Genomic DNA, 24,273 nt, shown 5'->3' on the forward strand with positions numbered 1-24,273 from the left:
GGTGTCGAGGTGCCGTCATCTCGATGCTTGCAACCTAGAGCGGCGGCCTACATCTGCTGCCAAGTAGGCTTGTTGCTATGACGTGATGTCAGAAGTAGCCTTCGCGCTTCTTCTTCTCCATCGAACCGGCCTGGTCATGGTCGATAGCGCGGCCACTTCGCTCGCTGGTGCGAGTCAACAGCATTTCCTGAATGATCTCGGGTAGTGTCGATGCCCGTGACTCGACCGCACCGGTCAGCGGGTAGCACCCCAGAGTGCGAAAACGCACCCAGCGCTGTTGAGGGACTTCATCATGGGCCAGGGGGAGGCGTTCATCGTCCACCATGATCTGCATTCCGTCTCTGTCGACCACCGGGCGTGGCGCAGCGAAGTACAGCGGGACGATGGGAATCGATTCGAGATGGATGTATTGCCAGATATCCAGCTCGGTCCAGTTGGAGAGAGGAAATACGCGAATCGACTCACCCTTGTTGATCTTGGCGTTGTACAGACTCCATAGCTCGGGACGTTGGCTCTTGGGCTCCCAGCGATGGTGGCGGTCACGAAAGGAAAAGATGCGTTCCTTGGCACGGCTGGCCTCTTCATCACGCCTAGCGCCACCGAATGCAGCATCGAAACCATGCTGGTCCAACGCTTGCTTGAGTGCGGCAGTCTTCATCACATCGGTGTACTTGGCACTGCCATGGTCAAACGGGTTGATGTTGGCAGCGACGCCTTCCTCATTGATGTGCTCGATAAGCTGCATGCCTGACTGCTTGGCCATGAGGTCCCGGAAGGCGATCATCTCCCGAAACTTCCAGGTCGTGTTGACGTGCATGAGGGGAAACGGGGGCGTCCCGGGAAAGAACGCCTTGCGAGCCAGATGCAGCATCACCGACGAGTCCTTGCCAATCGAGTACAGCATGACGGGCCGACGAAACTCGGCCGCCACCTCTCGGATGATATGGATCGACTCAGCCTCGAGTTGTCTCAGGTGAGTCTGCCTGTCGGGTGCTAGATCCATGGAAGCTAATCCTCAAGAAAGCAGAGGCCGGCCTATGCCTGCCAGAAATACGGTCGCAAGGGGGTCATCAGAAAAGTGATGAGAGATGACATCGGAAGTACAGGGGAACGGTTCGGCCATGGCGCGTCGGCGAGACAGCTGGAGGGGCCGGCTGCTATAGCAAGAGTGAAAGAGGAGGTGTGAGCAAGGGTGTCAGCAAGCATCCGGGGAAGGAGCAGGACCGGCGGAGACACCGTCAGGGGCCTGCGGCGGCATGGAAACAGCAGGTTCGTGAACGCCATGCCAAGCCCTCTTTTTCTGACCCTTTTTTCTGCCCCTGTCTTCTGACCCTTTTTTCTGCCCCTGTCTTCTGCCCCTTACCCAACTGCAACAACTGCAGCCCTTATCTTGGTGCCTGTGTGATGGCGCCTTGAGTGATAAGGCTTATGTGTTAACGCGTCGTTGCCAGACTCTGACGTGCCGATGGGACGATATATACGTGAACAATGCTAAAAGCACGCTACCGCCCCGGGGATGTCACGGACGTTTCCCCTCGCCCACTTCAGTGCCCAACAGCACTTTCTGCACATTTTTTCTGTTACGCGGCTCTTCATACACTTTGAAACAAAAGAACCGTCTTACGTTACAACCGAGGATGTTAATGATCTTGTCTGTCATCATCCAGCCAACCCTGCCATTCACTACGAAAATAAAACGACTTCGGCATAATGAGTAATCCAGCGACATACAATTATGCCGATACAAATAAACATGAACTTCACGCCCCGACAACGAAGGCGAAAAGGCACCGACAAGCGCATGAAAATAAACAAAAAATAATATAAAAACAATGAGATACGAACAATAAAGAAAAAGAAAGCCTCGTGAAAGCACAGTAATCGACTTATTTCCTACGACTGTTGTACATATAACAACCTCAGCGCTTTGCTGAATGGAATTAAGCCATGGCGATGGCTAAGAGCACGGCGTAATGGCACGGGAGAAGTGAGGACGCTTTATTCGAAGTTGATTATGCAAAGCTGCCGGGTAATTAAAAAAACCACGTCATCATACTAATATTTTAACGTGACGGGATTAATATATTAATTTCTATAATTTTAAAAAACCCGTTCATCCCCTCGTCCTTAAGGACAATCCTCGGACACACATTGGCTCTACGGCATTAAACGTAGGAAGTCGACGAAAGTCAGACGCCAATGAGTAGGGGAAGCATGGAAGGGCCGCAGCCTCGATCGGCAAGCGCGAAATGACATTGACACGATATCGACACAACAGACCTTTGGTACCTACATTTCTCATTCCCCCTGTGCACTTAGCCGTAAACCCGAGTCCTGAATGACCAGCCCCGACGCCGGCGGCGGGGCGCCATCGCCACTCAGCCCTACGCCTCAGTCACAAGTACGATGTCATGGATGGGCTGAACAAGTACGATGCCCATCGCTCCCCGAGCCTGGCGACGACTCCAGATGTCCAGGGAAGCGACGGGCACGCTGACCCATCATTCTCAGAGCACTCCGCCCTTAGAACAGCCCCTCGGAATAGGCGCTTCTTATAAGCATCGTTCCTCCGTAGGATGGTCAGCGGGCTGTCCCCAAGGGTTAGACGGCCGTAGCAGCGGAGCCACTCGTAGACGAAGACAGATCAGGCATATGCGCCGGCGATGGCCCTCTGGTCTGGGTCAAGGTCGCGGGAGTCCCCAAGGTAAACCCCGAGACGAGCTGACCCAGCCGGTCTGCCTGCTCCAGCAGACGTTCGGTGGCAGCAGTGGACTCTTCGACCAGGCTGGCATTCTGCTGAGACATACGATCCAGCTCAGCGACGGCGATGTTGACCTGGGCGATGCCCTCGCTCTGCTCATCGGCAGCCACGCTGATTTCGTCAAGACTCAAGGCGACGCGCCCCACCTGGTGAACGATTTCGTCCATGGTCTGCCCGGCCCGACGCACCAGTTCCGTGCCACTGGCGACTCGCTCGCCGGACGTCTCTATCAACCCACGAATTTCTCGTGACGCATCGGCTGAGCGAGTGGCGAGCTGGCGCACCTCGCTTGCTACAACGGCGAAGCCGCGCCCATGCTCACCCGCTCGCGCGGCCTCTACCGATGCATTCAGCGCCAGCAAGTTGGTCTGAAAGGCGATCCCATCCATGACCTTGACGATGGCGCCGATCTGGCTTGACGACTCGGTGATGGACTCCATGGTTGTCACCACCTCAGCGACTACCTCGCCGCCCTTCTCGGCCACTCCGGACGCTTCACCCGATTGGCGCCGAGCCTCCCTGGATGATGCTGCGGTATGCGCCACGGTACTGGTGATTTCTTCGATGGATGCCGACGTCTGCTGCAGGCTCGAGGCCGTCGACTCGCTGCGTCGTGACAGGTCCTGACCGCCTAGCGCAATCTCGCCTGCGGCCACGCGCACGGACTCGCTGCTTTCGCGAATGGTGACCATCACCGCCTCCATGCGCGACACAAATCGATTGAAGGCGGCTGCAATCTGCGCCACTTCGTCCTTGCCACTTTCAGGCAGGCGTCGGGTCAGGTCGCCATGGCCGCTGGCCACATTCACCATGGCATCCCTGGCGGTGGACAGCCGCTTGAGCGCGAAGCGAAGCAGTACACCCAGCACCAGCAGTGCCACCAGGCCAACGATCAGCAGCGTCCAGATCGACGCCTGTGTCACCTGGGCGAGGCTGGCACCGGCTTCCTGGCTATCCAGGGCGATCACCAGCTGCCAATCCGTGCCATCGATGGGCGTGGCGTACAGCTTGCGCAGACGCTCACCGATCTCGACCTCGATCGGCGACGGCTGTTCACTCAGGCGGACCAGGAAGTCTGGCGTGAGACGTTCGGCAAGCTCGCTGGCCGGGACCAGGCTGAGCGACGCGTCGGGATGTGCGACCAGCTTGCCGTCCCCGTCCACCAGAAAGGCAAAGCTGTTAGGTGTGGGGGCGATCCCCTTCACGACATCGATCACGCTGTCGATCATGATATCCCCACCCGCTACCGCTTCCAGGCTCCCCTGACGATAGAAAGGTGTGGCAAAGGTCACCACCAGCTTACCGCTATCAGCATCCTTGTAAGGAGGTGTCACCACCGTCGACTCTGCAGCCACCGCCTGGAGGTACCAGGGGCGTTGCCGCGGATCATAGTCCGCGGGCGCTTGCCAGCCATCTGAAAATACTGCTTCGCCACTTGATTGGTGGGCCATATAGGTCGCGTAGAACCCACCCCCTGCCTGAAGCTGCACTAGCGCGCTCATCGGATCCGCTACGGCCACCGCTGGCGCCAACGCCTCGAGCTGCCGGCCATGACCGACGACCCATTCGTCGATGGCGGCTTTGTTGCCCTCGGCAACGGACGCCAGCTGTTCACCAACCTGGCGCTCCTGATGATGCTGAAGAATGCTGAAGTTCACTAGGCCGTTGATCACCAGGGCCGCCAGGATGACGGCCACGGTGGTCAACAGGAGCCGAAATCTCAATGAATGGATCATGTCGCTCTCTGTCAGGGGGGTGGGCCTCGCGTGAGCGAGGTCGACAAAAAGCTCTATCGGCGATTTCACACTCACCTTTAATCAACGCAGGTAAGGGCTCTGTTGACGGCCTGGCAGGCCGGTTCATCACGACTCACTTATTAGCATTGCCTCCCGGTGCATGCCCCCTTGAGGTCGTCCCTGTGCCAGCACCCAGGTCATGCACTTCCAATGCCCTGGGGCTTGAGAGTTTGTCGACGCTTGAACAGCGGCAGCCACCGGCGTTGTGTTCGTGCCGCTGACGTCGGCGGGGCCAGGGAGGAAGATTCATCGTCGAGATGCGTGCAGGTGTCTGGAAGGCGCATGTGCGCATTGGCCTCGGTCAACGCGACAGCCGTCTGCGTCAGGCGCTCGGCCTCTTGCCTGGAGCGCCTTACCATGTCGGCATTGCGTTGGGTCACGCTGTCGATGTCGGCCATGGCCTGGTTGAGCTGATCCAGGCCCTGATGCTGCTCGCCAGCCGCCTGTTCGAGTTCCACCATGCGTGCCCCCAGCTCGACGATTGCACCGGCAATGCCTTGAATGGACGCATCAGCGTCACGGGACTGCCGGGCGCCGACTGCCACGCTGGCACTGGACGCCCCGGTCAGATCACGAATTTCGCCCGCAGCCTCCGCACTGCGCGCCGCCAGACTGCGCACCTCTGCCGCCACCACGGCAAATCCACGACCGTGCTCCCCGGCTCGAGCGGCCTCGACCGACGCATTGAGGGCCAGCAGGTTGGTCTGGAAGGCAATATCATCGATCAGCTTGACCATCGCCTGAACCTGGTCCGCGTGACGCTGAATCTCGGCCATGGCCGTTGCCACCGCGGCAACTCCTTCACTGCCGCTGGCAGCACGCTGCCCCACGTCATCGGCCAGGCGATTGGCCTCACCGAGATGGGCCACCGTCTGCGCCACGGTCGCCGTCAACTGCTCCAGGCTGGCGACCGTCTGCTCCAGGGCCGCCGCCTGCTGCTGGGTGCGACGGGACAGCTCACGGCCATCATCCTGCATGCGTTCGGCGTTGTGGCGGAGGCTGTCGCTGGTCTCACGCATGTCACGCACGTTCTTCACCAAGGCCAGACGCAGTGACTCAACGCCTTGGTACAACTGCCCTACCTCGTTGTTGCCCCGGTCTGGCAGTGGCCGCTCGAGCTGCCCCTGAGCCAAAGCCTCAAAGTGGCGCAGCAACGCCTTGAGCGGCTGAAGAACGTGACGTCTCACGCCAAAGGCCAGCAACACAGACACCAGCAGTGACAGCCCCAGCGTCGCGGCCAGCGCCATATTCATGCTGTCCGCCAGGTGGCGAAAGCCCGCTGCAAGCCGCGCCTCCTGGGCCAGCGCCTCGGCCGAAAAGGCCTCCACACCCTCCACGAAATCGTGGCTCATGGCCGTCAGGCGGGACTGCCCCGCATCGTAGCCCCCCAGGTCGCCCTCCTTGAGCAGCATCAATTGCAGCTCAAGGCCGGTACCGACCAGCGAGCGAAAGTGCTGTTCCAGCGTTGACCTGTTGTTCGACAGGGCCTCACTGGCGTCCGACGCCATAAAATCGTCAAAGGCCAGCTTGGCATCCGTCAGCAGCGCCTCGGCCGCTTCGATGACCGGCCCAGGACGATCGAAGGAAGGGACCCGCGTCAGCCGCGCCGCCCGGTCCATCTCTACGCGTGAGCGAAAGACCTGGGTCTGAGCCAGGTTGAGCAGCCGAAATTGCTCGACATGCTCCTCTCGCATCGTGTCGAAGGCTTCACGGCCTTGTTGGTTGGCATACAGGCCAAGCCCACCAAGGCCCGCCATAAGGAAAAAGAACAGCGCCAGCACCAGCAGGCCGCCGGTGCGGATGGAAAGAAAGCGAAGAGGCGTCATCGGAGCAAGGTTCCCTGGTTGTCCCGTTTCTTGAGCGAAGGGGTGCGGCAGGAATACCAGCTATTGATGACAAGACTGTGTCGAAACGGGACTCGGCGCCCGAGGCAACCGCCTACGGCTCACGCACAGCCTGCCTTGCGCCCAGGCGCCTCTCGGGCTGGGGATAGGGCTGGGGATAGGGCTGGGGATAGGGCTGGTAAGAGGCCAGCCTAGACTTGCATGTTCATGACGTCCCGATAGGCCGACACCAGGCGGTTGCGCACCTGCTGGCCCATCTGGAAAGCCACGCTGGCCTTCTGCATGTCGACCATCACATCGTTGAGCTCGACGCCCGGAACGCCAGCCTGAAAGGCCTTGGCCTGGGTGTCGGCCGTCGCCTTCAACTCATTGATGCGCTGTATCGAGGACTTGAGTGCATCGGCGAAGCCGCCGTCGGCTTCGGCCCCATCGCGCACGCCTGGAGGCTGTGACGCAGAAACCTGACCGGCATCACGGGCCATGGTGGCCATCTGGGCCAGAGCCGATTGCATCGCGGGTGTCGACATGTGAAGTCCTGGTGCTCGTTAGTCTACAGGGAGTTCCCCGATCGTCGCAGGCAAGCCTACCAAGTCTTGCGTCCTGCTCATCGCCGTAAATGGCCGACAAAACATGGGCTATTTCAATCATTGGCTCGACCAGGCCTCGCGATAATAGGCATCAACACAGAACCGGGCATTGCCCGCGGCCACTCGACCAACGGACCACCGGTCATGCCAATGACTCGACTTTACACGTCTCTTCCGCACAGGAATCGTCCATGAGCGCCACGGCAGACGCCAAAGCCACCAGCGCGGGCCCCCTGTCCGGACTGACGTCAAGACTGGGTGGCAAGCCCTTGATTCCGCTGCTGCTGGCAGGGGCAGCTTCGATCGCGCTCATCGTCGCCCTGGTGCTGTGGGCCTCACGCCCGCAGTATCGCGTGCTATTCAGCAACCTCAGCGAAGCCGACGGTGGTGCCATCATCACCGAGCTCGACAGTCGCGGCGTACCCTATCGTTTCTCCGCCGGCGGCCACGCCCTGCTGGTGCCGGACGATCAACTGCACACCCTGCGCCTGCAGCTGGCCGAACAAGGCCTGCCCCACGGCGGCAACGTGGGCCTTGAGCTGATGCAGGACCAGGCCTTCGGTATCAGTCAATTCGCTGAGCAGATCAACTACCAGCGGGGCCTCGAGGGTGAGCTCGCTCGCTCCATTGCCTCGCTGGGCCCGGTCGCCGATGCCAGGGTACATCTGGCGCTGCCCAAGGATTCGGTGTTCGTGCGCGAACGCCAGCCGGCCAAGGCCTCGGTGGTGCTGACCCTCGAGCCCGGCAGGCGAGTCGGAGAAGGCCAGGTGGCCGCCATGGTCCACCTGGTGTCATCCAGCGTGCCCGACCTTGCCGGTGAAGACGTGACGGTGATCGACCAGAACGGTCGTCTGTTGTCGGCGGCCAGCCACAGCGGGCTAGGGCTCGACGGCACCCAGCTCGACTACATCGCCGAGGTCGAGCGTTCCTATCAGCGACGGATCGAGGACATCCTGGCGCCACTGGTGGGCCCTGCCAACGTGCACGCGCAGATCACCGCTCAGGTCGACTTCTCCAAGCGTGAAGAGACCCAAGAGCGCTACGGCCCCAATCAGCCCCCTAACCAGGCCGCCGTGCGCAGTCACCAGTCAAGCCTGGACATCAATGGCCAGGGCGATCTGGCCAGCGGCATCCCGGGTGCCCTGAGCAACAGCGCCCCGACCACCGCCGCGTCGCCGATTGACAACGGAGAGACCGACCCGGCGGCCGCCGAGCAGCCGGGGAACGCCCAGGACACCGCCGGCGACGAACAGGCCAGCGCCCAGCGAGTTCGCCGCGATGACGTCACCAACTACGAGGTCGACCGCCAGGTCTCCCACGTACAGCACCAGCGTGGAGGCATCGAGCGCCTCTCCGCCGCGGTGGTCATCAACTATCAGGATGGCGTCGACGACGCCGGCGAAGCCACCCGCACGCCCCTCTCCGACACCCAGCTGGCCGAGGTCGAGACCCTGGTGCGCCAGGCCATGGGCTACTCCGAGGAGCGCGGCGACGCCTTGTCCGTGGTCAACCGTCCGTTTACCCAGCCGGATGCGCTGGTCGAGCCGACCTGGTGGAAGGACCCCATGGTCCACCAGCTGGCCAAGGAGATAGGTCGTTACCTGCTGATCTTGCTGGCTGCACTGCTGCTGTACCTGCTGGTCCTGCGCCCGCTGATTCGCCGCTATACGGAAACCCCGCCAGCGCCTGCGATGCCCAGTGCCTTCTCGGCCCGGGTCGGCGACGAAGAGGCCGAAGGCGAGCACAAGGCTGATGGCGACAGCGAGTCAGGCGAAGACGAGGCGGCCACATACAGCCGTGACAACCGACGCAAGCGCAAGGCCAATGCCTACGAACAGAATCTCAATGACCTGCGGGAAATGGCTCAGGAAGACCCACGTCTGGTCGCCATGATCGTGCGCAGCTGGATGAACGCCAATGACTAGCATCGAAACCTCGAGCGGCATTCGACGCAGCGCCGTGCTGCTGCTTGCCCTGGACGAAGATAGCGCTGCAGAGGTATTCAAGTACCTGAATGCCAAAGAGATCCAGCAGATATCGCGGGAGATGGCCCAGCTCGGCCAGATCTCCCACGAAGAGATGCGAAGGGTCCTGCATGACTTCCACACCGAGACCGAGGAGTTCATCGGTCTCAACATGAATTCCAGCGAACACATCCGCTCGGTGCTGACCAAGGCACTAGGCAGCGAGCGCGCCTCGAGCCTGATCGAAGACGTGCTGGAAACCGCCGGCACCAGCAGCGGCATCGATGCCCTCAACCTGATGGAACCGGCCACCGTGGCCGAGCTGATCCGCGACGAGCATCCGCAGATCATTGCCACCGTGCTGGTGCACCTGGAGCGCCACCAGGCCGCCGATGTACTCGAACTGTTCGACGAAAAGCAGCGCAACGATGTGGTGCTGCGGATCGCCACCTTCAGCGGCGTTCAGCCAGCAGCGCTGCAGGAACTCACCGAAGTGCTGACCAGCATGCTCGACGGGCAGAACCTCAAACGCAGCAAGATGGGTGGCGTACGTACCGCGGCAGAGATCCTCAACCTGATGAATACCACCCAGGAAGAGGCCGCCATCGACACGGTGCGCTCCCACAGCGAGGACCTGGCCCAGAAGATCATCGACGAGATGTTCCTGTTCGAGAACATCGGCGACCTCGACGATCGCAGCATCCAGCTGCTGCTCAAGGAAATCGAGACCAACAGTCTGGTCATCGCCCTCAAGGGCGCTCCGGAAACCCTCAAGGCCAAGTTCCTGGTCAACATGTCCCAACGTGCCGCCGACCTGCTGCAGGAAGACATGGATGCCCGCGGCCCGATTCGGGTCTCCCAGGTGGAAGCCGAACAGAAGGTCATCCTGCAAGTGGTGCGCCGCCTCGCCGACAACGGCGAAATTGTGCTCAGTGGAGGGGACGAAGCCTATGTCTAGGGGCGTGCACAAGACGCATGACAAGGGGGCGCGGGCATGAGCCATTGGCGTCGCTGGAACATGGGAGCCCTGCCCGAAGATGCAGACGAGGCGCCCGCGCCTGACGCACCTACGCGCAACGAGCTGGCTGCAGAGCGCCAGCGTGCGCGCGACGCAGGTCACCGTGAAGGCCATGCCCAGGGTCACCAGCAAGGCTTCGACGCAGGCCATGCCAAGGGCTATCAGCAGGGCCTGGAGCAAGGGCTTGCCGCCGGGCGTGCCCAGGCCGAGCAGGAAATCGCCGCCGCGATCGACAGCCGTAGCGAGGAAGCGCTGGCTCCCTTGGCACAGCTGGTCGAAGACTTCCAGGCGGCGCTGATGCAGCTCGATGATGCCGTGGCGGAACAGCTGACCGACCTGGCCCTGGCCACCGGTCGACAGCTGGCAGGCGAGGCATTGAAGGCACGCCCTCGCCAGGTCGTCGAGCTGGTGCAACAGCTGCTGCATACCGATCCGCCGCTGGTGGGCCGCCAACGCCTATGGCTGCATCCGTTGGACCTGCGACTGGTTGAGCGCCATCTGGGAGAGCAGCTGGAGACCGCCGGCTGGACGCTCCGCGTCGACGAACGTCTGCATCGGGGTGGCTGTCGCGTCAGCGGCGACCAGGGCGATATCGACGCCACCTGGGAGCGCCGCTGGCAGGCCGTCACCGCCCAGGTCCGCCGCCGCGCCCCCCGCGAGACGGACGACGACGGCACTAGCGGCGAGGACAGCGCCCCATGAACTCACCTCAGGCCCATCATCAGCACTGGCAGCGCGTGCTTCAGGCCGTCACCCAACGGGTTGATGGCCTGCCCGCTACGCGAGCCACCGGACGTGTCATTCGCGCCACCGGCATGGTGATCGAAGTGGTGGGTCTGCAGGTAGCGCTGGGTGACAGCTGTCGCATTGAACTCCCCGGTGAAGGCCCACGCCAACCAGACGGTAGCCAGGCCAGCCAGTACGCCGAGGCGGAGGTGGTGGGCTTTGCCGGCGAGCGTCTGTTTCTGATGCCGCTGGGAGAGATCAGTGGCCTGATGCCTGGCGCCCGCGTCTTGCCTCTGGGTGAGGGTGGCGCCAATGCCTCGCGCCGCTTTCCATTGGGCGACAGTCTGCTGGGGCGCGTTGTCGACGGCACCGGCGCCCCCCTCGACGGGCTCGGCGAGCTCGACGACGCTCCTCGCGCACCGCTGGCCACCCCTCCGCTCAACCCCTTGTCGCGGGCCCCGATCGACGAACAGATCGACGTCGGCATCCGCGCCATCAACGCGCTGCTCAGCGTAGGTCGCGGTCAACGCATGGGGCTGTTCGCTGGCTCGGGCGTGGGCAAGTCGGTACTGCTGGGGATGATGGCTCGCTACACCCAGGCCGATGTCATCGTGGTCGGGCTGATCGGTGAGCGTGGCCGCGAAGTACAGGACTTCATCGATAACATTCTTGGCCCCGAAGGACGCCGTCGTGCGGTGGTAGTCGCGGCCCCGGCAGATACTTCGCCTCTACAGCGACTCAAGGGGGCCGCCTACGCCACCCGCCTGGCCGAAGGTTTTCGTGACGACGGCAAGAACGTGCTGCTGATCATGGATTCGCTCACCCGCTACGCCATGGCCCAGCGCGAAATCGCCCTGGCCATCGGCGAGCCCCCGGCCACCAAGGGCTATCCGCCCTCGGTCTTCGCCAAGCTGCCGAGCCTGGTCGAGCGCGCGGGCAACGCAGCGCCCGGCGGAGGCTCCATCACCGCTTTCTATACCGTACTCACTGAAGGCGACGACCAGCAGGACCCGATCGCCGACTCGGCGCGGGCCATACTCGACGGCCACGTGGTGCTGTCGCGAGGCCTGGCCGAGGCCGGCCACTATCCCGCCATCGATATCGAAGCCTCGATCAGCCGTGCCATGAACGCCATCGTCGACGACGGCCAGCGCCGCCAGGCACAGGGCTTCAAGGCCATGTTTTCACGCTATCAGCGCAACCGCGACCTGATCAGCGTCGGCGCCTACCAGCCGGGTCACGACCCGCGTCTTGACGATGCCGTGCGCCGCTACCCTGATCTGGAAGCCTTTCTGCAACAGCGAATCGACGAATGCGCCAGCTTGGAGGCCTCGCGTCAGGCGCTCTCGTCCACTCTGGGAGGAGCAGCATGAGCACCCCACTGGATACCCTGATCGAGCTGGCCCGGGATGCCCGAGACCAGGCCCTGCAGCATCTGGCCAGCGCCCGCCGCGACGAGCGCCAGGTGGCCGACCAGCTGACTTCGCTGGAGCACTACCGGCAGGAATATGCCGAGCGCCTGCACCAGGACATGCGTCGTGGCATCGATCCGGCCACGCTGCATAACACCCAGCGCTTCCTGATGTCACTGGATGACGCCCTGGCCAGGGCACGCGGCGCGCTCCAGCGCGAGCGTGACAAGGTCACCAGCAGCCAGCAGGAATGGCAGCAAGAACAACAGCGCCTGAGCGCCTACGACACCCTGGCACAACGCCGTGCACAGCAAGGCTTGCGTCATCAGGCCCGCCAGGAACAGCGCGTCAGCGATGACCTGATCAACAGCCGCCTGCAGCGTGGCAACGCCATTCCCGGCGGTTACTGAGCGATAAGGATATCCCATGGACCTGACTCTGCTGGGCCTCGCCGGCCCGTCCACGACCAACGTCGCACAGGCCTCGTCAGCAACGGATGGCCAAGCCTCCTCCGGCGGCGACTTCGCCGAGCACCTGGCCGCGGTGGCTTCCTCGACGACGCAGCCTGGCGTGCAGGGGTCCCACAATGGCGATCGCGGGGGCAGCGCAGCCTCGCAGGACGGCGATCAGAACATGGCTGGGGAACTCGTCGCGGCCCATCATCCTGATGCCGCGCTGCCTGGTCTCAGCATGGCCCCCATCGCTATCCACGGCGAAGGGTTGCCGGCAAGCGGTGAGCTTGCCATGGCCATCGCCCGCGCATCGGCGATCCAGGCGCACACGGTGACAGCCACGACAGCCAGTACTGGCCAGGGCGCTGGTCTCGCCCGTGCCGATGTCACCAGCGCGTCCCAGCTCGCCGCAGGTCAGGCCAGCCTAGGTTCTCATGCCGCCGATCCGCTCACCCCCACTCTGACGGGCCCTTCTCTGGCCAGCGCGGCCCAGGGCGCGGGGGCGATGTCATCGCTGGCGGAGGTCACTCCGCCACCGCATCTAGACACCGCCAAGGTTCATCAGGCGCCAAGTGACGGCTCCACTGGCCGCGCGATGGCCACCTCCGTCGATCCTCTCGCCCTGCATCTGACGCCTCGCGGCGAGCATCCGACCCAGGCGACTACCAGCGCGGCCCAGCCGTCATCGCCGCTCGCGTCAGCGCCGTCAGCGCCGGTCTCCGACGCCGCTCAGCCGCCAGCGCCAACGACCCTGGCCAGCGGCATGTTGCAGGGTGCCAGCGAGGCTGCCGATCAGCCTCGTAGCGAAAGCTCGCTTGAGGCTCGTGCAGCCACCGATGGCCTGGCAGCTCCGGCATCCTTGAACAGCCGCGGCGCGGCCCCCCTGGCGGCATCAGCGCTTCCCGCCACCGCCGCAGCACTGTCCCTCAACCACAACGCCTGGCCTCAGCAGCTCGGCCACACCCTGGCGCGTCTTTCCAGCCAGGCCGGCGATGCTGAACAGAAGATCGAACTGCGCTTGCATCCTGCTGAGCTGGGGTCCCTGGGCGTCACTCTCAAGCTCGGCGAACATGGCGCCCAGGCGCAGTTCTTCTCGGCCCATGCTCAGGTCAGGCAGACCCTGGAGCAGGCCATCCCACAGCTGCGCGAAGCGCTGGCGGAGCAGGGTATCCAGCTCGGTGACGCCTCGGTCAGCGACCAGGGCACGCATCCGGGCTCCCAGGGCAACGGCCAGGACAGCGCCGCTGGCGGGGGCCAGGCCGCACTGGCCAGCGCTCCCTCCACAGACACAGGCCTCCAGGAGGCCACTTCCCAGCAGGCGCCGTCACTGCCCCTCGGCGAGGGGCGTGTCGATCTCTATGCGTAACGCTGTCGAGGCCTAGAGCATTGGCAAAAGAGTGCTCTGGTGAACTAGAGCTCTGGTGGAATCGCGCCTCGATAAAACAATATCCCAAGATAAGCACGAACTTGGTGCCTGTTCTTGCCATCGACACGCACCCTCAAGCGGCATACTGAGGGTGCGGCACATCCGCGTGTACCCATACTTCCCGTACAGGGACAACAGGCTCAGGACTTCAGGACATGGCGAAATCTCGACGGCTCATCTGGTTGCTGGTGATCCTGGTCATCCTGGCATCCTTCGGGGCTGCAGCCGGCTTCTACCTGCTCTACCAGGAGAAGGCCAAGACGTCCGCTCACGCCAGTCTCGAAGATGCCATCGGCGACACCCTGGTGGATGCCAGCACCCCGGCACACCCTGCGGTGGCGCCCATCTATCTCAAGCTGGAGCCCTTCACCGTCAACCTGGCAGATGACGACGATATTCCGCGTCTTCTGTATGCCGGCATGACGCTTCAACTGACCGATGAGCAGAGCCTGGAAACCCTGGAGCAGCACCGCCCCCAGGTGCGTAACAAGCTGCTGCTGTTGCTGTCGGACCGGGACGCCGAGAGTCTGGTGACGGCGTCAGGCAAGCGCGCCCTGGCCAGCGACATCGTCACGACCCTGAAGGACGTGCTCGGCCCCGATCGCGCCCGCATTGGTATCGACGACGTGCTGTTCACCGAGTTCATCGTCCAATAGGTCGCGATCATGTCTCAAGACGATCTCCTGTCTCAGGAAGAAATCGACGCCCTGCTCAAGGGTGTCAGCGGTGACGATGACACCGATGGCGAGGAAAGCGCGCCCCGGGGCCGCCTGCGCCCCTTTGATCCGGCCAACCAGCAGCGCATCATCCGTGAGCGGCTGCAGGCGCTGGATATCATCAATGAGCGCTTCGCTCGTCACTTTCGTACCGGCATGTTCAACCTGCTCAGGCGTAGCGCGGATATCACCGTGGATGCCGTTCGTTATCTGAGCTACAGCGAATTCTCACGCAACGTTCCGGTGCCCACCAACATCAACATCATCGCCATGAAGCCACTCAAAGGCTCGGCGCTGATCGTGTTTCCCCCCAGTCTGGTGTTCATGGTGGTGGACAACCTGTTTGGTGGAGACGGACGTTTCGTCACCAAGTCCGAAGGGCGTGAGTTCACCAATACCGAGCAGCGCATTATCCAGCGGGTCCTCAACCTCGCCATCGAGGGCTACAGCGAAGCCTGGAAGTCGGTCTATCCGCTGGATATCAGCTACCTGCGCTCGGAAATGCAGTCCAAGTTCGCCAACATCACCAACTCGCCCAACGAGATCGTGGTCAGCACCAGTTTCCACCTTGAAGTCGGCAGCCTGTCGTCCACCTTCCAGGTGTGCATGCCTTACAGCATGATCGAACCGCTGAAGGACCTGCTGACCAACCCCCTCAGCGAAAGCAGTCGTGACAAGGACGGCGCCTTTCATCGCCGCATGGCCGGTGAGCTGCGCCACCCTGAGGTCGAGCTGGTCGCCAACTTTGCCACGGTCGACTCACGAATCGCCGACGTGATGGCGCTTTCCGTCGGCGACATTCTGCCGCTGGACCTGCCCGACACGGTGACCGCTCAGGTTGACGGCGTGCCGGTGATGGAGTGCGAGTACGGTAGCCAGCGCGAGCAGCGCGCACTGCGCGTCCTGCGAATGTTCGATCACGCCGCCGGGCATCCCTCCGGCAATGCTTTCGTCAAAGGCACACGGCCTCCTTCCAAGGAATCAGAGCATGACTGACCCCAATAAGCCCGAAGACCAGGTCGGCGACGATGACTGGGCCGCCGCCATGTCCGAACAACAGGACAACGACGCCACCACGCCCGAAGACGATCCCTGGGCAGAGGCCATGGCGGAACAGCAGGCCGCCGACCCCAACGATGACACGGCAACGGCCGCCGACAGCCCCACCCCCAAGGCCGCCGGAGACAGCGTGTTCCGGCCACTGGGGGACAGCAGCAGCGCCAGCGGTACCCGTGATCTCGACATGATCATGGATATCCCGGTCAAGCTGACCGTGGAGCTCGGCCGCACGCGCCTGACCATCAAGCAGCTGCTGGAACTGGCCCAGGGGTCGGTGGTGGAACTCGAAGGCCTGGCCGGTGAGCCGATGGACATCCTGATCAACGGCTATCTGATCGCCCAGGGTGAGGTCGTCGTGGTCGAGGATCGCTACGGCATTCGCATCACCGAGATCATCACCCCCTCCGAGCGGGTACAGAAGCTCAACCGATGAACGAGACGACCACCAGCGCAGCGATCGACGGTCTGGCCCAGGGCGGTGACGGCCTGCTGGGCCTGGCGATGCTGGGCAAGACAGCAGCCGCCCTGGCCCTGATCATCGCCATCCTGTTCGGACTCTCGGCCTTGATCAAACGGCGCAGTGGAGGCCTGCATGGCCAGCCTGGCAGGCTCAAGATCATCGGCAGCACCGCCGTGGGCCAGCGTGAGCGTGTCGTGGTCGTGCAGGTTCAGGATCGCTGGCTGGTGCTCGGCGTCGGCGCAGGCCGGGTCAATCGCCTCGACAGCCTGCCAGCACCCGAGGAGCCAGAACTGCCGGCATCGTCCGCTGCGGCGGACAGCTTCGGCGAGCGCTTCGCACAGGCCCTCAAGACCAACCTCGGACAGCGACCGCGTTGATGGGTATGGCGATGATCGACAGCCTGCTGCCCCACCCCTCCGGCCGCCCTGCCGCGGGTTATTTCTGGCAGCCTCTGACTCGACGGTCACTGGCGCGACTACTGACACCGCTGCTGGCCGTGGTGCTGGTGCTGGCCTTTAGCGGTCTAGCCGCCACGCCGGCGGTGGCGCAGCAGATCCCTGGCGTGATCAGCGAGCCCTTGGCCGACGGCGGCCAGAAATGGTCGCTGTCGGTGCAAACGCTGCTGTTGCTCAGCGCGATGGCGTTTCTGCCTACCGCGCTGCTGATGATGACCAGCTTCACCCGCATCATCATCGTGTTGAGCCTGCTGCGCACCGCCATGGGCACCGCGTCCACGCCTCCCAATCAGGTCTTGCTGGGGCTGGCGCTGTTTCTGACCGCCTTCATCATGTCGCCGGTGCTCAGTGACGTCTATCAGGATGCCTGGCTGCCACTGACCACTGATGCCATCGACTTCGGCCAGTTCATCGACATTGCCCAGCAGCCCTTCCGCGAGTTCATGCTCGGCCAGACCCGGGAGCCGGACCTGGCGATGTTTGCACGACTGTCTGACGTCGGCCCCATGGCAGGCCCCGAGGACGTGCCCCTGCAGGTCCTGGTGCCGGCCTTCGTCACCAGCGAGCTGAAGACCGCCTTTCAGATCGGCTTCACCATCTTCATCCCGTTCCTGATCATCGACCTGGTCGTGGCCAGCGTACTGATGTCACTGGGGATGATGATGGTGCCGCCGGTGACGATCTCACTGCCGTTCAAGCTGATGCTGTTTGTGCTGGTGGACGGCTGGCAGTTGATCATCGGCTCCATGGCCGAAAGCTTCTACCTCTAGCACGCGCCAGCCACATCGCTCTAAGGAGATCCCCATGCACCCCGAGACCGTCATGAGCCTGGCCTATCAAGGAATGCGCGTGACCCTGCTGCTGGGTGCGCCGCTGCTGCTGACCGCCCTGCTCACCGGTCTGCTGGTCAGCCTGTTCCAGGCGGCGACCCAGATCAACGAGATGACGCTGTCCTTTATCCCCAAGATCCTGGCGGTGTTTGCCGTGCTGGTACTGGCGGGCCCCTGGCTGCTGGAACTGATCATCACCTTCACCCGGGAGCTGTTCAGCAATATCCCGGCTCTCGTGTCCTGACATAGCGTCAGTCAGCGGAACATGGCAAGTGGCCGAATAGCAGGAAGCGCTGTGAAGATCATGACCACCGGAAACACTCGGCTCCCATGGTAGAGGTCACCTTCGACCAGCTACACGCCTGGCTCAGCCTCTTCCTATGGCCCATGATGCGCATCACTGCGTTGATGCTGAGCGCTCCCCTGTGGGGCCACAGCGCAGTGCCGACCCAGGCCAAGATTGGCCTGGCGGGCGCCATCGCCATCCTGATCAGCCCCATGCTGCCCCCATTGCCCGATATTCCGATTGCCTCCTGGGCCGGCCTTGGGCTGGTGGTGGAGCAGCTGGTCATCGGGGTCGCCATGGGGCTGTGCATCAGGGTGCTGCTGGTCGTGGTGCAGGCCACCGGTGAATTCATCGGCCTGCAGATGGGCCTGGCCTTCGCCACCTTCTTCGATCCGTCCAGTGGCACCAACATGGTGGTGGTCTCGCGCTATCTCTACATGATCACCCTGCTGATGTTTCTGGCCATCAACGGCCACTTGATCGTGCTGGAGCTGCTGATCACCAGCTTCGAAACGCTGCCGATCGGCATCCAACGCTTCAATCCAGATGCTTTCATCATGCTGGCGCGCTACGGTGGCACCATCTTCGCCACCGGCCTGCTGCTGGCTCTGCCGTTGGTCGCCCCCCTTCTGACCATCAACCTGGCGCTGGGCATCCTCAACCGGGCGGCTCCCCAATTGACGGTGTTCAACATCGGCTTCCCCACCTCCCTCACCGTTGGACTGGCGCTGTTGATGGTGCTGATGACCGACCTGGGCCGCTTCCTGCAGCACCACTTCCATCAGGGTCTGAACGTTCTGCAGTCGCTGCTCGAGACGCTGGCCCCGCTGTCGAGCTGAGCCCTCACGACGCCTTCACCCTCTCTGCTGGCTGCGGCATAAAGCGCCGCCCTGATGCCCTTATCACCCTGATAGCATTAGCGACTGCTGCTCGACGGCAGCATCCTGAACACTCGTCCAAGGGGTAGAGGTCACTCATGCGTTCGCCACAGCTTCGTGACGCCACGTCGCCAACAGGCTGTGCGCTGACTGCCACCACCGCCCTGGCCCGACTGCCGGCGCTGGCTCCCTGCCTGCCGGAGTTTTCTGATATCGTCCCCTGGCCACGCCGCCGCGGCTGTCGCGCGGACGCCGTGGTGGGTTGGGGGCAGCGTCCCACCACCGCCAGGGCCAGACAGTGGGCGATACGTCACCAACTCCCCTTTATTGCACTCGAGGAAGGCTTCCTGCGTTCCTGGGGGCCCGCGGCAGAGGGATATGCCAGTCACTCACTGGTGGTCGATCACAGCGGCATCTATTACGACGCTTCGGCCCCCTCCGACCTGGAATCCCTGATCGAGCATGGCCGTATTTCACCCGAGGACGAGCTTCGCGCCAGCGGTTTGATCGCGCGCCTGCGCCACTCCCGCCTGTCCAAGGTCAACCACGCCCCGGACATACCGTTACCGGCGAGCCCTCGGCCACGCGTACTGGTGGTCGACCAGACCCGGGACGACGCCTCGATCGTCGGTGGCCTGGCCGACCGTCAATGTTTTCAACAGATGCTCGACCATGCACTGACCCGTCATCCCGATGCCGACATCCTGGTCAAGGTGCATCCCGAGGTCATCGCCGGGCGACGCCAGGGCCATCTGGAACACGCGGGCCGCCACCCTCGCTGCCAACTGCTGGCAGATGACATCAACCCCTGGGCGCTGTTCGATGCGGTGCAGGCCGTTCACGTCGTGACCAGCCAGCTTGGCTTCGAGGCCCTGCTGGCGGGGCTCCCCGTCACCTGCCACGGCCTCCCGTTCTACGCGGGATGGGGCCTGACCACTGACCACCTCCGCTGTCCTCGGCGTCACCGTCGAGCCTCGCTGCCGCGTCTGTTCGCCGCCGCTTATCTGCATTACAGCCGCTACGCCAACCCCTATACCGGCGCCCCTTCCACCCTGGAGGACACCCTGGATCTGCTGGAAGACCAGCAGCGTCAGATCGACGCCGGCAGGGGGCATTGGCGATGCCACGGCCTGTCACGCTGGAAGCAGCGGTTTGTCGGGGATTTTCTGGGACCCAAGGCGTGTATCAGTCATCACTCACACGAGCGCATCAAGCCATCACCGGTGGCCACCTCCACGGAGCGGCAGCTGCTCTGGGGAAGCCAGGTACCAGCAGCGACAGGGGTATCACGCATGGAAGATGGCTTTCTACGCTCCGTGGGGCTGGGCATCGACCTGGTCAGGCCGCTGTCGCTGGTCATCGATCGCTGTGGCATTCACTACGATCCTGGCCGCCCCAGCGAGCTGGAACGGCTGATCGCCCACGGCCAGTTCAGCCGCCGCGAACTCGCGCGGGCGGCCCGGCTGATCCAGCAGCTGCGACAGCTCAAGCTAAGCAAGTACAACCCTCACCACGAGCCTTCCCGCCTGCCTGAACTGCCAGGTGATCGACCGCTGCTACTGGTGGTGGGCCAGGTGGAAAGCGATGCCTCGGTGCGCCTGGGCGCCGGGCGAATCCGCACCAATGCGCAGCTTCTCAGGGAGGTCCGTTGGACGAGGCCTGACGCCTTCATTGTCTATCGTCCCCACCCGGATGTAATGGCGGGTGTGCGGCAAGGAGCGCAGGTCCCCCCCGACGACTGGGACAGGTTGGTCGCCGACGTCGATATCACGACCCTGATCGACAGGGTCGATGAGGTCCATACCATGACCTCCCTGACCGGCTTTGAAGCGCTGATTCGTGAGCGCCGGGTGGTCACCTATGGCGTGCCGTTCTATGCGGGCTGGGGGCTGACCCAGGACCACGCACCGGCACCCGATCGTCGTGGCCGCAAGATCAGCCTGGAGCAGCTGGTGGTGGCCGCGTTGATTCGCTACCCCCGCTACGTCGACCCCCGCAGTCGTCAGCTCATCAACGTCGAAACCGCCGTCCAGCTGTTGGCATCGGCGCGCCAGAACCAGCAGGAACTCACCCTGTTTCAGCGCCTCTACCGCCTGACCCGACGCTACCTGCATGGACCCTACTGAGGACTTGCGAGATGACCGAGCCCCTTCGGCTGATTCTCATCACCGGCGCCACCGGGGCCATCGGTGGCGCCCTGGCCGAACACTACGCGGCGCCAGGCCAGCACCTGCTGCTACACGGCCGGCGGCAGGACGTCCTGGACACACTGGCCACACGCTGCCGCGCCAAGGGGGCCAAGGTAAGCCTGTTCAGCGTTACCCTGGAAGATGATCAGGCCCGTCGCGCCTGGCTGGACAGCCTCAGCGCGACGCCAGATCTCGTGATAATGGCAGCCGGCATGAACACCGGCATCCGCGCCGCTCGGCTCGATGAATGCGCCGAGGCCGCTCGTCAGCTGATGGACATCAACCTGCGCGTGCCCATGGAAATGAGCCGCCAGCTCGCGACCGCCATGCGCCGCCGCGGTCACGGCCAGCTGGTCTTTGTCAGCTCCCTGGCCGCCTGGCATGGCCTGCCGGCCGTTCCCAGCTACAGCGCCAGCAAGGCGGCCATCAAGGCCTACGCCGAGGCGCTAAGGGCCCCCCTTGGCAGTGACGGCGTCGGGGTTACCCTGGTCATGCCCGGGTACGTGGCGTCCGACATGGCGCGTGCCATGCCCGGCCCCAAACCCTTTATGTGGAGCGCGGAGCGCGCTGCAAAACGCATCGCCAAGGCAGTGGATGCCAATCGCCCCAGAGTCAGCTTTCCACTGCCGCTGTGCCTGGCGACCCAAGGTCTGACGCTGCTTCCTCCAGCGTGGGCCCAGCGCCTGCTGCAGCTTTTTGGCTATGGGATATCGCGCAAGTAATCCTCTGGTCATGACCTGCACGGCGCCTCACCCTGACGAGCAACGGCTCTACCCTCGATCACAGCGCCACGTTTTTTTCACAACACCCATTTCCCTTCCTACCCCCACGTCCTTCCCTGCACCCACGTCCTTCCCTGCTCCGGCCCCCTCACAAAGCCCCGGCTGACTCGCCAAGACAGCGATGGGTCTTTTTTTCAGCAAACACCGACCAACACTGTGCTCTTAATTACCCTTCTCTGCTTTTTTGAGCACTTTTTCGCCACCAAAAAGATGAAATAGCAAAAAAATGCAACCCTAATTCCATTTAGGCACAGTATATACATTTAGTTACTTTCTAATGCCTGATACTGGATAACACCTCATCCAACATGCGCATTTTCAGCTAAGAATCGGATGAAAAGGCTGATGTATTTCCCCTAATCAGCCGCCCCAAAGGTGTTTCTATCCCGAAAAGGCATTTCCATGAAACCGACCCTACCCCACCACCCCTCCGTCGCCCCGGCACCCTCACTATTGGCTCGCTGCCTGTTGGTCCCCAGCCTGGCACTCAGCCTGATGCCTGCTACAGGGCTGGCCCAGACGCTTCCGACAACCGCGGCAGCAGGCACGCTCTACACGAGCTTCGAAGGCCGGCCCCTCACCTTGCAGCACCTCCAGCAAACGGCTCCTGGCAGCCCGGACAACCGTGTGACGGCGGTGCTCAATGGTCGTCCCATTAGCCTTCTGCTGCCCCTCGGCACACCGCTGGCCGCCGTGAACGCCACCACGCCGATATCCCTGCGTGCTGACGATGGCACGCTGCTGTTCAGCGGAACGATGAGCGAGCTAGATCGCGACGAGACCCTGGCACTAGCGTCCCGCCTGGGCATTCTCGACATCGATCAGAGCCTGTACGGTGCCCTCAAACAAGCCTTGGCACGCCACTTCCAGCCCGTCACCCAGCGCATCGACGCGCATATGCAACCGCGCGCTCAGCAAGCTCTGACAGGTCCGGGCATCAGCGTCTGGACGACCAGCGAGGTCGGCGATCTGGACGGGGAAACAGACCACACAGGATATTCGGGAGATACCAAGGCGGTGCTGGCAGGGGTGGACTACCGCCACCGGAACTGGCTCGTCGGCCTCGCCGCGGGCCACAGCGATATCGAACTACATGGCGACCATGGCGGCCGCACCGATCTGGGAGGAGAGCTGGTCATGCCCTATGCGGCGGTGGCCCTGCTCGATGACCGTCTGGTGCTGGATGCCACCCTGCTGTACCAGGACCTGGATGGAGAGGCACATCGGGACTATCTGGCCGCCCCCATCGACGTGGATGGACACCGCTGGGGAGGGCGAGCCTCGGGCACCTACTATCTACCGCGCTATCACCGGGTCGACACCGGCCTTACCCTGGGCGGCGCCTATCTTGAGGACGACCTGGACGGCGATTACCTGGGGCAGCGCACTGACTATGGTGAGGAGACCGGTGAGGTCTTTGCTGGCGCCAAGTTGAGCACCCGCTTCAGCGCGGGACGGGTCTATGGCCACCTGTTCTATCACTACGACCTGTCCAGTGACGTGGACGACGACGCCGACCACCTGGACGGCAGCAATGACGACCGTTTCGTCCTGACCCTGGGGGCTGAACACCGCCTCGGCAAAGGCGTGGTCATGTCGTTGTCGGGACAGACCACGCTGGGCGCCAGCGACACTGAATATGACGTCATCAGCGCCTCGCTGGCCTACACCTTCTGAAGCCGGCCGAACAGCGTGACTCAGTCCGCCAGTGCGGCGGCCAGGGCCTGTTCCCAGCGCCGGTCACGCTGGCCGCAGACGACGAAAAACGGATTGAGCAGTGACTCGCCACGATTGCAGCGCAGTGGCATCAACGTCTCGGCATCCAGCACCTCGCCTCCTGCGGCCGTGACCACGGCCTGGGCCGCGGCGGTGTCCCACTCGCAGGTAGGGGCCAGGCGGGGATAGAGGTCCGCCTTGCCCTCAGCCACCAGACACAGTTTCAGCGAGCTGCCCATGGACGTGCACTCGCTGGCGGGCAGGCCCGCACAGAAGGCCTCGAAGGCTTCAGCCCCATGGCGCCGGCTGCCGACCACCACCCACGGCGCTACCGCGGGGTCCGGCAAGTCACGCACTCGAATAGGCTGGCGCACGGGCGCCTGGCCGCTGGTGGCCTGCTCGGTACGCCAGGCGCCTTGCTGGCGATCACCGAACCAGGTCACCCCCAGTACCGGCGCGTGCACCACCCCGAGCACCGGTACACCGTGCTCGATCAGCGCCACATTGAGGGTGAACTCGCCGTTGCGATTGACGAACTCCTTGGTCCCATCCAACGGGTCCACCAGCCAGTAACAGTCCCAGCCCAGCCGCGTCTCGGTGGCAATCTCGCCGGACTCCTCGGACAGCACCGGCGTGCCGGGCGTCAGCTGTTCCAGCAGCGCCACCAGCGCGTGATGGGCCGCCAGGTCGGCCTCGGTCAGGGGACTGTTGTCATCCTTGTGCTCGACGTCGAAGTCACGCTGATAGATCTCGAGCACCAGGCGACCGGCGTCCTCGACACCCGCGACAAGGGCATCCTTGTGTTCACTGCTCAGACTTACGGGCACGGAAGGCTCCTCATGGGCCACCGCGACCAGGCGGCAGGCCAGCAATTCAGCGGAGAAGATCATCTTCCCCGAAGGTTCAGGCAACACAG

Annotated in this window: 21 protein-coding genes; 16 read left to right on the forward strand and 5 right to left on the reverse strand. The window is 63.2% G+C overall.

What is annotated here, in order from left to right:
* Positions 1–88 precede the first annotated feature (88 nt).
* The 4 genes from cysD to fliE form a co-directional block, all read right to left on the reverse strand.
* Positions 89–1,003: a sulfate adenylyltransferase subunit CysD gene (gene cysD / locus KUW18_RS04460; RefSeq protein WP_206943683.1), complete on the reverse strand. Its 915-nt coding sequence runs from the start codon at positions 1,001–1,003 to the stop codon at positions 89–91.
* A gap of 1,598 nt (positions 1,004–2,601) precedes the next feature.
* A complete protein-coding gene (locus tag KUW18_RS04465) occupies positions 2,602–4,497 on the reverse strand; it encodes a methyl-accepting chemotaxis protein (protein ID WP_222560898.1) in 1,896 nt (631 codons plus the stop codon).
* Positions 4,498–4,694: 197 nt separating this feature from the next.
* Positions 4,695–6,383, reverse strand: coding sequence for a methyl-accepting chemotaxis protein (locus KUW18_RS04470; RefSeq protein WP_222560899.1), 1,689 nt, complete (start codon positions 6,381–6,383; stop codon positions 4,695–4,697).
* Between the two features lie 209 nt (positions 6,384–6,592).
* Positions 6,593–6,928 (reverse strand): flagellar hook-basal body complex protein FliE, encoded by a 336-nt coding sequence (gene fliE / locus KUW18_RS04475; RefSeq protein ID WP_222560900.1) that lies wholly within the window; start codon positions 6,926–6,928, stop codon positions 6,593–6,595.
* Positions 6,929–7,179: 251 nt separating this feature from the next.
* On the opposite strand from fliE, the gene fliF reads away from it, so the two are divergent.
* From fliF to KUW18_RS04555, 16 genes are all read left to right on the forward strand, one after another.
* Entirely contained in the window at positions 7,180–8,913 is a 1,734-nt protein-coding gene (fliF, locus tag KUW18_RS04480) for a flagellar basal-body MS-ring/collar protein FliF (RefSeq protein ID WP_222484817.1), read from the forward strand.
* Complete coding sequence (gene fliG, locus KUW18_RS04485) at positions 8,906–9,910, forward strand: flagellar motor switch protein FliG (protein ID WP_222162374.1); 1,005 nt, start codon at positions 8,906–8,908, stop codon at positions 9,908–9,910. Before fliF ends, fliG begins: the two co-directional genes overlap by 8 nt.
* Before the next feature lie 36 nt (positions 9,911–9,946).
* Complete coding sequence (gene fliH / locus KUW18_RS04490; protein ID WP_222560901.1) at positions 9,947–10,672, forward strand: flagellar assembly protein FliH; 726 nt, start codon at positions 9,947–9,949, stop codon at positions 10,670–10,672.
* Positions 10,669–12,069: a flagellar protein export ATPase FliI gene (fliI, locus tag KUW18_RS04495; protein ID WP_222162372.1), complete on the forward strand. Its 1,401-nt coding sequence runs from the start codon at positions 10,669–10,671 to the stop codon at positions 12,067–12,069. The genes fliH and fliI overlap by 4 nt, the downstream gene beginning before the upstream one ends.
* Positions 12,066–12,518 (forward strand): flagellar export protein FliJ, encoded by a 453-nt coding sequence (fliJ, locus tag KUW18_RS04500; protein WP_206943671.1) that lies wholly within the window; start codon positions 12,066–12,068, stop codon positions 12,516–12,518. The genes fliI and fliJ overlap by 4 nt, the downstream gene beginning before the upstream one ends.
* A gap of 16 nt (positions 12,519–12,534) precedes the next feature.
* Positions 12,535–13,926 carry a flagellar hook-length control protein FliK gene (locus KUW18_RS04505; RefSeq protein WP_222560902.1) on the forward strand — a complete coding sequence of 464 codons (1,392 nt, stop codon included), beginning with the start codon at positions 12,535–12,537 and terminating at the stop codon, positions 13,924–13,926.
* Positions 13,927–14,141: 215 nt separating this feature from the next.
* The gene (gene fliL / locus KUW18_RS04510) at positions 14,142–14,642 is read left to right on the forward strand and encodes a flagellar basal body-associated protein FliL (RefSeq protein WP_206943669.1); all 501 of its coding nucleotides are present in this window, start codon (positions 14,142–14,144) and stop codon (positions 14,640–14,642) included.
* A 9-nt stretch (positions 14,643–14,651) separates the two neighbouring features.
* Positions 14,652–15,698 carry a flagellar motor switch protein FliM gene (gene fliM / locus KUW18_RS04515; RefSeq protein WP_222162369.1) on the forward strand — a complete coding sequence of 349 codons (1,047 nt, stop codon included), beginning with the start codon at positions 14,652–14,654 and terminating at the stop codon, positions 15,696–15,698.
* Positions 15,691–16,194, forward strand: coding sequence for a flagellar motor switch protein FliN (gene fliN, locus KUW18_RS04520; protein ID WP_222162368.1), 504 nt, complete (start codon positions 15,691–15,693; stop codon positions 16,192–16,194). Before fliM ends, fliN begins: the two co-directional genes overlap by 8 nt.
* Positions 16,191–16,598, forward strand: a complete 408-nt coding sequence (gene fliO / locus KUW18_RS04525) for a flagellar biosynthetic protein FliO (protein WP_222162367.1) — start codon at positions 16,191–16,193, stop codon at positions 16,596–16,598. The genes fliN and fliO overlap by 4 nt, the downstream gene beginning before the upstream one ends.
* Positions 16,598–17,446, forward strand: coding sequence for a flagellar type III secretion system pore protein FliP (gene fliP, locus KUW18_RS04530; protein WP_315900641.1), 849 nt, complete (start codon positions 16,598–16,600; stop codon positions 17,444–17,446). Before fliO ends, fliP begins: the two co-directional genes overlap by 1 nt.
* A 34-nt stretch (positions 17,447–17,480) precedes the next feature.
* Positions 17,481–17,750: a flagellar biosynthesis protein FliQ gene (gene fliQ / locus KUW18_RS04535; RefSeq protein WP_206943660.1), complete on the forward strand. Its 270-nt coding sequence runs from the start codon at positions 17,481–17,483 to the stop codon at positions 17,748–17,750.
* 86 nt (positions 17,751–17,836) lie between these two features.
* Positions 17,837–18,631: a flagellar biosynthetic protein FliR gene (fliR, locus tag KUW18_RS04540; protein WP_222162366.1), complete on the forward strand. Its 795-nt coding sequence runs from the start codon at positions 17,837–17,839 to the stop codon at positions 18,629–18,631.
* A 137-nt stretch (positions 18,632–18,768) separates the two neighbouring features.
* Positions 18,769–20,796, forward strand: a complete 2,028-nt coding sequence (locus KUW18_RS04545) for a capsular polysaccharide biosynthesis protein (RefSeq protein ID WP_222560903.1) — start codon at positions 18,769–18,771, stop codon at positions 20,794–20,796.
* Positions 20,797–20,807: 11 nt separating this feature from the next.
* On the forward strand, positions 20,808–21,581 hold the full coding sequence (locus KUW18_RS04550) for an SDR family NAD(P)-dependent oxidoreductase (RefSeq protein WP_222560904.1): 774 nt from the start codon (positions 20,808–20,810) through the stop codon (positions 21,579–21,581).
* Positions 21,582–22,043: 462 nt separating this feature from the next.
* A complete protein-coding gene (locus KUW18_RS04555) occupies positions 22,044–23,318 on the forward strand; it encodes an autotransporter outer membrane beta-barrel domain-containing protein (RefSeq protein WP_222560905.1) in 1,275 nt (424 codons plus the stop codon).
* Between the two features lie 20 nt (positions 23,319–23,338).
* Here KUW18_RS04555 and cysQ read toward each other — a convergent pair whose 3' ends face one another.
* Entirely contained in the window at positions 23,339–24,184 is an 846-nt protein-coding gene (gene cysQ, locus KUW18_RS04560) for a 3'(2'),5'-bisphosphate nucleotidase CysQ (RefSeq protein WP_315900642.1), read from the reverse strand.
* Positions 24,185–24,273: the final 89 nt, after the last annotated feature.

The organism is Halomonas sp. DP5Y7-2 (assembly GCF_019802025.1).
Taxonomy (GTDB): Bacteria; Pseudomonadota; Gammaproteobacteria; order Pseudomonadales; family Halomonadaceae; genus Halomonas; species Halomonas litopenaei_A.